Annotated in this window: 9 protein-coding genes; 5 read left to right on the top strand and 4 right to left on the bottom strand. The window is 69.3% G+C overall.

The genetic code is table 11. The annotated features are described in order from the left end of the window. Positions 1–376: 376 nt before the first annotated feature. Positions 377–1,963 carry a glycosyltransferase family 39 protein gene (locus CTB96_RS09205; RefSeq protein ID WP_110126623.1) on the top strand — a complete coding sequence of 529 codons (1,587 nt, stop codon included), beginning with the start codon at positions 377–379 and terminating at the stop codon, positions 1,961–1,963. Here the strand turns inward: CTB96_RS09205 and CTB96_RS09200 are convergent. After that, the gene (locus tag CTB96_RS09200) at positions 1,929–3,368 is read right to left on the bottom strand and encodes a glycosyltransferase family 87 protein (RefSeq protein WP_110126622.1); all 1,440 of its coding nucleotides are present in this window, start codon (positions 3,366–3,368) and stop codon (positions 1,929–1,931) included. The two genes, CTB96_RS09205 and CTB96_RS09200, sit on opposite strands and share 35 nt — an antisense overlap. Before the next feature lie 109 nt (positions 3,369–3,477). Here CTB96_RS09200 and CTB96_RS09195 point away from each other — a divergent pair, with 109 nt between their 5' ends. Together CTB96_RS09195 and CTB96_RS09190 are read left to right on the top strand one after the other, a co-directional pair. After that, the gene (locus CTB96_RS09195) at positions 3,478–4,749 is read left to right on the top strand and encodes a molybdopterin-dependent oxidoreductase (RefSeq protein ID WP_110126621.1); all 1,272 of its coding nucleotides are present in this window, start codon (positions 3,478–3,480) and stop codon (positions 4,747–4,749) included. Further along, the gene (locus CTB96_RS09190; RefSeq protein ID WP_110126620.1) at positions 4,746–5,264 is read left to right on the top strand and encodes a hypothetical protein; all 519 of its coding nucleotides are present in this window, start codon (positions 4,746–4,748) and stop codon (positions 5,262–5,264) included. Before CTB96_RS09195 ends, CTB96_RS09190 begins: the two co-directional genes overlap by 4 nt. Here the strand turns inward: CTB96_RS09190 and CTB96_RS09185 are convergent. The 3 genes from CTB96_RS09185 to CTB96_RS09175 are packed head-to-tail and all read right to left on the bottom strand — an operon-like array spanning position 5,213 to position 7,208. Further along, positions 5,213–5,905 (bottom strand): class I SAM-dependent methyltransferase, encoded by a 693-nt coding sequence (locus tag CTB96_RS09185; RefSeq protein WP_110126619.1) that lies wholly within the window; start codon positions 5,903–5,905, stop codon positions 5,213–5,215. The two genes, CTB96_RS09190 and CTB96_RS09185, sit on opposite strands and share 52 nt — an antisense overlap. Next, on the bottom strand, positions 5,905–6,543 hold the full coding sequence (locus tag CTB96_RS09180; RefSeq protein ID WP_110126618.1) for a TIGR04282 family arsenosugar biosynthesis glycosyltransferase: 639 nt from the start codon (positions 6,541–6,543) through the stop codon (positions 5,905–5,907). Before CTB96_RS09180 ends, CTB96_RS09185 begins: the two co-directional genes overlap by 1 nt. Then, on the bottom strand, positions 6,540–7,208 hold the full coding sequence (locus tag CTB96_RS09175; RefSeq protein WP_110126617.1) for a glycosyltransferase family 2 protein: 669 nt from the start codon (positions 7,206–7,208) through the stop codon (positions 6,540–6,542). Before CTB96_RS09175 ends, CTB96_RS09180 begins: the two co-directional genes overlap by 4 nt. Before the next feature lie 128 nt (positions 7,209–7,336). On the opposite strand from CTB96_RS09175, the gene CTB96_RS09170 reads away from it, so the two are divergent. Continuing rightward, entirely contained in the window at positions 7,337–8,107 is a 771-nt protein-coding gene (locus CTB96_RS09170; protein ID WP_110126616.1) for a response regulator transcription factor, read from the top strand. Beyond that, on the top strand, positions 8,104–9,255 hold the full coding sequence (locus tag CTB96_RS09165; protein WP_110126615.1) for a sensor histidine kinase: 1,152 nt from the start codon (positions 8,104–8,106) through the stop codon (positions 9,253–9,255). Before CTB96_RS09170 ends, CTB96_RS09165 begins: the two co-directional genes overlap by 4 nt. The last annotated feature ends 7 nt before the right edge of the window (positions 9,256–9,262 follow it).

Genomic DNA, 9,262 nt, shown 5'->3' with positions numbered 1-9,262 from the left:
CGACCAGCTCCTCGTCGGCATCGCCACCATCACCGTCAACACCAAGTAACACCCAGCAACACACACGAAAAACGGCCGAGCAGACGCTCGGCCGTTTTTGTGCACCGCCACACTCCAAGAACAACTCACGAGGTCTCGACAAGCTCGACCAGCGGGCGGGGCTGCGCCTGAGAGTCCGTTCATCCGCGCTCCGCGCGCGCAGCCCGCACAGGTCCGCCCGCCTGGGGCGGGCTGGCGCAGACGACCACCGAATTCACCCGTCTCGCCTGATGCCCGGCGAGTTTGCTCCGGGTAAATTCCCCGGAAAGCCGCCTACCCTCGAGTGTGGCCATGCGGCCACGACCGCGACGAGTGGGCACGAACGGGAGACCAAGCAATGACCACCACCGCCTCGATCGCACGTCGCGTCGGCACCGGCTCCGGCCGCCCGCCGCGAGCGAGAGTGCGACGCGACGCTCTGCTGGTCGGGATCATCGGCACTCTGCTCACCTTCGCCTGGGCCTGGCAGCCCTCGTTGTGGTTCGACGAGGCGGCCACCGTATCGGCGACCATGCGCAGCTGGCCGGAACTGGGCCGAATGCTCGGCAGTGTCGATGCCGTGCACGGGCTGTACTACGCGGGTATGCATCTCTGGTTCGACCTGGTGGGCTATTCGCCGTTCACGCTGCGGCTACCCAGCGCCGTCGCCGTGGGCGTGGCCGCCGCGCTGATTGTGCTGCTGGTATCGTCCCGGGCCGGACGGAGCACAGCGATTCTCGCCGGCGTCGCGTTCTGCCTACTCCCCCGGGTCACCTGGATGGGCACCGAGGGACGTTCCTACGCACTCACCGCGACCCTCGCCGTTGCGCTGACCCTGCTCTTCCTGGCGGCCTGGCGCCATGGGCCCGCACCGCGCCGTATCCGCCTGTTGTGGTGGGCGGCCTACGGCGTCGCCACCGCTCTCTGCACGATCGTGTTCATCTACCTCGCATTTCTGGTCGCCGCCCACGGAGCCACCGCCCTATGGGCCTTCCTCGCCGGACGGCGTCGCGGCGACCGGACGGCACACCGGTCGCTGCTGGGCTGGGCGGTCGTCTCGACAGCAGCCGCCCTGGTCCTGCTGCCGTTCGCCCTCGCCGTAGTGCGGCAGGCCGGCCAGGTGAGCTGGATCAAGCCTGTCAGCTGGTCGACCGTCGAGTCTGCCCTGGTCACCCAGTGGTTCTACCTCAACCCCGCCTTCGCCTGGGCCGGTTGGGCGCTGATCCTCGTCGGGGTCGTCCGCCTGGCCCGCCGACCGGGCGATCCGGCGATGTCCGGCGCTGACACAGCTCGGGTCACGGCCCGGAACCCGTCCCTGCTGGCTATCGCCGTGCCCTGGTTGGTGGTGCCGACGCTCGGAGTGATCGTCGTGTCACTGGTGGTCTCGCCGCTGTACTCCCCGCGATATCTCACCTTCTGCGCGCCGGCGGCCGGAATCCTGATCGGTGTGGGTCTCCGCGCACTCAACCGCCGATGGTTGGTCGTCACGGCGATCGTCGCGCTCATCGCCCTGGCGGCGCCGCAGTTCCTCGCGCAGCGAATGCCGGAGTCGAAACAGAACTCCTCCTGGAGTGAGGTGTCCGCCTTCATCGCCAGCGAGCGAGCGGCCTCTCCAGACGACAACGCCGCCATCATCTACGGGCCGGTGCGGCAACACCCCGCGGCGACGACCCGGGTGATCGCTTACTCCTACCCGGACGCATTTGCCGGGTTACTGGATGTGAAGCTCAAGACCCCCGCCGCCCAGACCGGTCAGCTGTGGGAGACCCGCTACCCGCTCGACGAGGTGACGGACCGGTTCGCCGGCATCGACACGGTCTGGTTGGTGACGAGCGACAAGCAGGACTGGAGGCCCAGTGTCACCGCGAAGCTCGCCGCTCTGGGCTACGCCCTCGACGATGAACGGGCGTTCACCGGAGTGAACGTGCTGCGCTACTCGCGCTGACCCGCAACAGCCGGCCGTCGGCGGATCGCCCGAGGGGCCGCGGAAGCCCGGCCCGCCAGCGGGAAAACGCTCCCGGCCCCGCCCGCCGCATCGAGATCACCAGGATCAGGACGAGCGCGACCGCCAGCGAAACCCGGGTGACCGTGAGTGACGGCACCAGCAGCCGCACGGTCAGGGCCAGCGGAATCGCCAGCCATTCCCACCGGCCGCTGAGTGCGATGAACGGCAGCAGCAACAGCGCGTACCAGGGGTAGCGCGGGCTGAGAACGAGCAGCGTGCCCCCGATCATGACCAGTTGACCCAGCCACGGCCGGTCGGGGTCGGTCTTCCAGACCGTGACCGCCGCCAGGGCTGCCAGCAGGATCGCCGCCACGACTATCGCGGAGCTGCCCGGAGCGATCAGCGACACCAACGCGAACCGCGACCCGTCCTCGTAGCCCTCCTCGGTGAGGTAACCGGGCAGGTAGCCGAGCACGCCGATGCCGGTGGCGAGCACATACGGCACGTACAGCAGAGCGAAGGTCAGCACCGCGGCGGCCAACACCTTCCATCCCTGTCGCTTGAGCATCGCCGGCGCGGCGATCGCCGGAATCAGCTTGACCCCGATCGCGACGCCGAGCATGATTCCACCGCGGAGCTGCTTGCCGCTGCTGACCCAGAACGCAGCGGCAAGGGTGAATGCCACGGCCAGCAGGTCGACGTGTGAATTCGTGACGCCCTCGGTCGCGACCAGCGGGCACCACGCCCAGATCGCCGCATGACGAGGGTCGATGCCACGACGACGCATACCGACCAGCAACATCCCGGTGATCCCGACGCTGAGCAGCAGCCCGGTCAGCTGCAGCGGCCAGTATTCCGCCTCCGCGCCGGTCACGGTGCGCACCGCGGCGAAGTAGATTTCGGCGGCGGGCGGATAGATGGTGGGTACTTCGGTGCGGTTCAGCGCGGAACACAGCGGTGCATCCGACCCGCGGTTGACGGTCTCGATTCGCTCGCCCTCGCAGGATGCCTCGCCATCGGTGAGAACCGGGGCGGGGAAGAGCCAGTCCGGACGCAACCCGTCCAGTCGCTCGTCTGCCGGCACGTAGGCATACGGGGAAATCCCGGCATTCTGCACGATGCCGTCCCAGGCATACCGGGCGGAGTCCGTGCTCGTGTTGGGCGGGCCGGCCATCGCGGCACCGCCGATCAGCACCGACCCGGCCACGATCAGCACCGTGACCGCCCGGCCGTTCACCCGGCGGAGGGCCAGCAACGCCGCGGCGAAAAGCGCCCACAACACCAACGTACCCACCAGCAGGGGCACGGTGTCGCGCGTGGGCCGGAACAGGTCGAACCCCGCAACCAGCCAGGCGGTCAGGGCCGCGCTGGCGGCCAGGAGAATCGAGACGACGGCTGTACGCACCCTGTCATCCTTCCCGAGCGAGGCGGGTCGCCCGAACCGACCGGCGACCCGTCATCGAACCGTAAGGATTGCATACCGCCGGAACGCGCTCAAGGTGGTGCAATGGGTTATGCGCCGATTGATGTTCGAGGCCAGGGCCCAGCTCGCCTCTCCGGTGCGAAATCCGCGGATGGCCACCGTCGTCGGGCGCCTGCTCGCGCTGGCGTTCCTGATCTGCTTCGGCACCGGCCTCTACAGCCATTTCCTGCAGGAGCCGCTGCCCTGGATGCGCTTCCCGACCCGACCGGCCGGGCTGTACCAGTTCACCCAGGGCACGCACATCCTGGCCGGCATCGCCTGTTTTCCGCTGCTGTTCGCCAAGTTGTACGTCGTTTTTCCGCAACTGTTCCAGTACCCTCCGGTCAAGTCGTTCGCGAACTTCCTCGAACGCGCCTCGATCGCGCTCTTCGTGGGCGCTTCCCTAGTGGAGATCACGATCGGGCTGCTCAACACCTACCAGTGGTACCCCTTCCCGTTCCCGTTCAGACAGGTGCATTTCGCGCTCTCGTTCGTGATCATCGGGTCGCTGCTGGTGCACATCGGTGTGAAGTTGCCACTGATCGCCCGGCACTGGCGGGCCGCACCCGCGCCGGCGCCGGAAGAACGGCACCCGGTCGACACTCGATCGGTGCCGGTGATCGCGGCTACCCCCACTGAGACGTCCAGCGACGGCCTGCCGCGCACCGGCGGCATCACGGGGCGGGTGCTCTCCTACATCGACGCGACCCCGGCCCTTCCCGCCCGCACCAGTCGGCGCGGCTTCCTCGCCACCGTCGCTCTAGGCGTCACCGCGGTCGTCGGCCTCACGGCGGGCCAGACCGTTGCTCCACTCGACGGGCTCAACGTCTTCGGCCCGCGTAAGAAGGGTGTCGGCCAGCAGGGTGTGCCGGTCAATCGCACGTCGGCGCAGGCGAAGGTCGGCACCGCGGCCCTGGCCACGGATTGGGTGCTCACCGTGGCGCACGGCAGCACAGAACGATCCTTCAGCCGGGCCGAATTGGCCGCCCTGCCGCAAACCGCGGTCGACCTGCCGATCGCCTGCGTGGAGGGTTGGAGCCAGATGGCGTCGTGGCGTGGGGTGCGACTGCGCGACCTCGTCGACCAGGTGGGCGCCTCGCCCGAGAGCGATTTCAGGATGATCAGCCTGGAGCAGCGTGGCGGCTTCAAGCAGACCGAGATGGGCCGGGAGTATGTGCGCGACCCGCTGACCCTGGTGGCCCTCGAGCTCAACGGCGAAATCCTCGACCTCGAACACGGCTATCCGGCGCGCCTGATCGCGCCCGGCCGGCCCGGGGTTCTGCAGACCAAGTGGCTCAGCCGGATCGAGGCGATCGACGCATGACCACCACCACACCGGCCACGTCCGGCGGCGAGCCGACCGCATCCACCCCGGCCGTGTCCCAGCGGATGCGCATCGTGCGCGGCGTGTTTATCGCCCTCGGTCTTCTCGGCCTGGCCTGGGGAGGCTTTGTGTTGTTCGACACCGTCGCCCTGGGGCGCCTGCCCGGTGTGGTCCTGTGGATCGGTGGTGCCATCGTGCTGCACGACGCGGTGCTCTCACCTGTGGTCTTCGGCCTCGGCGTGCTCACCCGCCGGGCCGGTCACCGGCTGGCCGGCACCGTCATAGTGACGGTGCAGGCCGCCATCGTGCTCGGCTCGCTGATGACGCTGCTGGTGCTGCCCGAGATCGTGGCGCAGCGGCTCGGCCCGAAGAACCCGACGGTGCTCCCGTTGGACTATGCCGCGAACCTGGGCCTGTTCTGGCTGGTGCTCCTGCTGCTGAGCCTGGCGGTCTCGGTGTGGTTCTATGCCCGCACCAGGCGAGCGAACCAACGGCCGTCGCGTCGCCAGTCCTGAGCCACCCGCAGACCGGCGGCGGATGCGCGGGCACGCAGCGGCACGATGCCGATCTCTGCCCACGGAAACACGTCACTACGCCGACCCTGAGTATCTTCCAGGGTGCCCTCGAAGGCATGATCGCGTTCGGGGTGCGGGCTGACCTCCACCAGCAGGACGCCGTCGTCGGCGAGCAGCTCCGCGCAGCGGGCGAGAAGCGCGCCGGCGTCACCGCCGATGCCGATGTTGCCGTCGAGCAGCAGTGCTGTTCCCCAGCCGCCCTCGAGCGGCATGTCGGAGAACACCGACCGGTTGAGCACCGCCAGCCCGGCCTCGGTGGCGATCCGCACCGCTGTCGGCGACACGTCGACGCCGAGGGCGGCCAGGCCGGTGGACATCGCCGCCCGGATCATGCGCCCGGGGCCGCAGCCGATGTCGAGCACCGGACCGGCCGCGCCCGCGAGAAGGGACAGGTCGGTGGCGTCGGCGTCGGCGCTCCAGCGGCCGGCATCCATGGTGGCCGAGGCCGGCAGCTCGCCCACACTGTGGCGCAGGTACAGCGTCGCGGATTCGTTCTGCAGCGCAGCAGCATAAGGTTCGCTGCCGCCGGAACCGAAGGTGGTGGGCTGGTCGACGGCCGGGCGGGGCGAGAGCATCGTCATCAGATCACCTCGCTGAGCTGCAGGGCACCGAAGCCGGCCAGAGTAGCCGCGAAGCGACCGTCAGGGGCGAGCTCGGCGACGGTGTGGGCGTCGTCGATGTGGTCGACGTCGGTCAGGGTGGGCAGCAGGCGCACCCGCAACCCCGCCGCCCGGAGCCGCGCGAGCTGGCGTTCCCCCGTGTCGTCCCGTGACATCGGCACGCCCCGGATCAGGTCACCGTTCGGGTGGCGCAGGGCGAGGGCCCAGAAGCCGCCGTCGGCGGCGGGGCCGAACCAGGCGTCGACGTCGTCGGGCCAGTCGGAGAACACCGGGGCGAGCAGTTCGGCGGTCACCTGCGGGGTGTCCATGCCGATGAGCAGGGCAGGTTCCGAGCATCCGTCGAAGATGGCGCCGAGCCGTGCGTCCAGCCCGCCGGCCACCTGCGGCACCACGTCGTAGCCGGACGCGGCGGCGGGCGGGATCTGGCCGTCGAAGGCGAGCACTCGGCGCGTCGCCCGCAGGGCGGCGACGGCGTCGAGCGTGTCGTCCAGGCTCGCGGCGGCGAGGCTCGCGGCCTGTTCGAGGCTGAGCGGCGGGTGCAGGCGGGTCTTCACCCGGCCGGGAAGGCACTCCTTGGCGATGACGATCAGCGTGGTCATTTGCCAGCCTCCTTCAACAGCCGCGACATGTCGGTGATGGCGGTGAGGGTGCCGCGCACGGTTCCGGTCACCTTGCTGCGGCCCACGCGGGGCGCGTAGGGAGTGTCCACCTCCCGGATGCGCCACCCGCGGCTCGCAGCCTTCAGGAACACCTCCAGCGGGTAGCCGCTGCGGCGGTCCTGCAGATCGAGGGACAACAGGTCTTCTCGTCGGGCGGCCCGCATCGGGCCCAAGTCGTAGATGTTCACACCTGTTATTCGGCGCAGTCGCCAAGAAAGAGTGGAATTGGCTATCCGGGCATGCAGGGGCCACGATCCGGCTGTCGTCGGACGACGCCGGCCGAGCACCAAATCGGCCTCGCCGGCGGCGACGGGGTCGACCACGAGTGGCAGGTCGCTGGGGTCCATCGACGCGTCGGCGTCGCAGAACGCCACGATGGGCGCCGTCGCCTGCAGGAGGCCGGCGTGCGCCGCGGCACCGAAGCCGCGGCGGGCTTCGAACACCACGGTCGCCCCCGCCGCCTCGGCGATGGCTGCCGAATCATCCGTCGACCCGTTGTCGACCACAATGGCCCGGTACCCCTCGGGCAAACGGGCCAGCAGCCAGGGCAACGCGCCGGCCTCGTTGAGGCACGGCAGCACGACGTCGACCCGAAATTCGTTCATTCGTCGACCATACGGGCACCATCCACGCGACACTCCGGGTCAAACGTTACGGAGTGCGGACGAATCTCAACGCCCCTCCCGGATGCCTCCTCTTCGCGGCATCCGGTCGCACCGTTTAGTCTTCAAAGGTGACTCCACCCCAAACGACGGGGCTCCCCCGGCCCGACGCCGCACAGCGCATCCTGGTCATCGACGACGACCCGACGGTGTCCGAGATCGTCTGCCGTTACCTGCGCGCCGCCGGGTTCACGGTGGCCCAGGCCACCGATGGACTGAGCGGGCTGCACCAGGCCGAGACCGAACGGCCCGACCTGGTCGTGCTCGACCGGATGCTTCCGCTGCTCGACGGTATCGAGGTGTGTGTGCGGATCAAGGCCGGCTGGTCGATCCCGGTGATCATGCTCACCGCGCTCGACCAGGAGGAAGACCGGATCGACGGCCTGGAAGCCGGAGCCGACGATTACCTCGCCAAGCCGTTCTCGCCTCGGGAGCTCGTGTTGCGGGTGCATTCGGTGCTGCGCCGCTCCACGCCGCAGCCCACCGCGCCGGCCGACACCGTGACCTGCGGCCCGTTCAGCCTCGACCGGGCCGCGCACGAGGTGCGCATGTTCGACCAGCCGCTGGTCCTCACCGCCCGGGAGTTCGACCTGCTGGCCCACCTGATCGCGCACCCGCATCAGGCGCTCGGCCGGGAGGATCTGCTCAAGTCGGTCTGGGGCTGGGATTTCGGCGACCTTTCCACCGTCACGGTGCATGTGCGCCGGTTGCGGGAGAAGATCGAAGCCGACCCCACCCGACCACAATTCTTGAACACGGTCTGGGGAGTCGGCTACAGGTTCGACCCGGAGCCGCTCAGCCTGGCGCGGCAGGCCGAGCGGGGCCTGGAGGCCGAGCGATGACTCTCACCGGTCTGATGAGCGTGATCGTCATCGCCTTGGCCTGCGCCATCATCGTGGGGGCGGTCGGTCTCATCGCCCTGCGCCTGTTGGCGCGCTTCTCCCTGGTGTTGCAGCTGGTTGTGGTCGCGTTCGCGACCGTGGTGTCCGTCGTGAGCGGGATGGCAGCGGCCGCATCGCTGATGTACGTGTCGGATCACGACCTCACGGTCTTCTACTTCGTGGCCGCGGTGGCCGGATGTGTCTCCCTGCTGATGGCCGCGTTGCTCGGCACCTGGCTGGTTCGTGACAGCCGGCATCTCAGGCTGGCCGCCGCAAACCTCGGCCGGGGCGAGCCGCCCGCCGCCCCCGAGCGGCACAGCAATAATGAATTCGCCGCCCTCGCCGACGAGCTCGCCGCCACCGACCAGAGGTTGCAGCAGTCTCGCGACCGCGAGGGCCGGATCGAAGAGTCGCGCCGGGAACTGGTTGCCTGGATCTCGCACGATCTGCGCACGCCGCTGGCGGGCATCCGCGCGATGGCCGAGGCGCTCGAGGACAACATGGTCGAGGACCCGAGCCGGTATTACGGGCAGATCCGCAGCCAGGTCGACCGGCTGAACGGAATGGTTGACGACCTGTTCGAGCTGTCCCGCATCAACTCCGGCACGCTGCGGCTGGCGCTGGAGCAGGTGTCGCTGTACGACCTGATCAGTGACACCGTGGCCGACCTGGGCCCGGTGGCCAGGTCGAAATCCCTCGACCTCCGCTTCGAGGGAGCGATGGGCCTGACGATTCAGGCAGACCCGCGTGAGCTCTCCCGCGCCGTCGGCAACCTGGTGATGAACGCCATCCAGCAATCGGAGCCCGGCGGCGGCATCGTGGTGGCGGCAACCGAGCACGCCGACGGTCGCGCCGTGATCTCGGTGCAGGATGCCGCCGGTGGCATCGATCCGGCCGACCTGGAGCGGGTGTTCGAGGCCGGGTGGCGCGGCAGCGAACCCCGCACCCCCGCCGCCGCATCGACCGACCACGGCCGAGCCGGATTGGGGCTGGCGATCGTCGACGGTATCGCCCGGGCGCACCAGGGCGAGGTCACCGTGCAGAACTTCGGCGGCGGCTGCAGGTTCGACATCCTGCTGCCCGGGCAGGCGGCGCCCGCCGCACCCTGACGGTCCG

Source organism: Cryobacterium arcticum, from assembly GCF_003185895.1.
GTDB classification, from domain to species: domain Bacteria; phylum Actinomycetota; class Actinomycetes; order Actinomycetales; family Microbacteriaceae; genus Cryobacterium; species Cryobacterium arcticum.
Note: the sequence above shows the minus strand (reverse complement) of the source record. Positions and strands in the feature narration are given on the sequence as shown.

Bases quoted from the DNA above. Each gene is read 5' to 3' on its own strand.
- CTB96_RS09185 (WP_110126619.1), bottom strand. From the start codon at position 5,905: ATGACGATGCTCTCGCCCCGCCCGGCCGTCGACCAGCCCACCACCTTC.
- CTB96_RS09205 (WP_110126623.1), top strand. From the start codon at position 377: ATGACCACCACCGCCTCGATCGCACGTCGCGTCGGCACCGGCTCCGGC.
- CTB96_RS09195 (WP_110126621.1), top strand. From the start codon at position 3,478: ATGCGCCGATTGATGTTCGAGGCCAGGGCCCAGCTCGCCTCTCCGGTG.
- CTB96_RS09175 (WP_110126617.1), bottom strand. From the start codon at position 7,208: ATGAACGAATTTCGGGTCGACGTCGTGCTGCCGTGCCTCAACGAGGCC.
- CTB96_RS09165 (WP_110126615.1), top strand. From the start codon at position 8,104: ATGACTCTCACCGGTCTGATGAGCGTGATCGTCATCGCCTTGGCCTGC.
- CTB96_RS09180 (WP_110126618.1), bottom strand. From the start codon at position 6,543: ATGACCACGCTGATCGTCATCGCCAAGGAGTGCCTTCCCGGCCGGGTG.
- CTB96_RS09190 (WP_110126620.1), top strand. From the start codon at position 4,746: ATGACCACCACCACACCGGCCACGTCCGGCGGCGAGCCGACCGCATCC.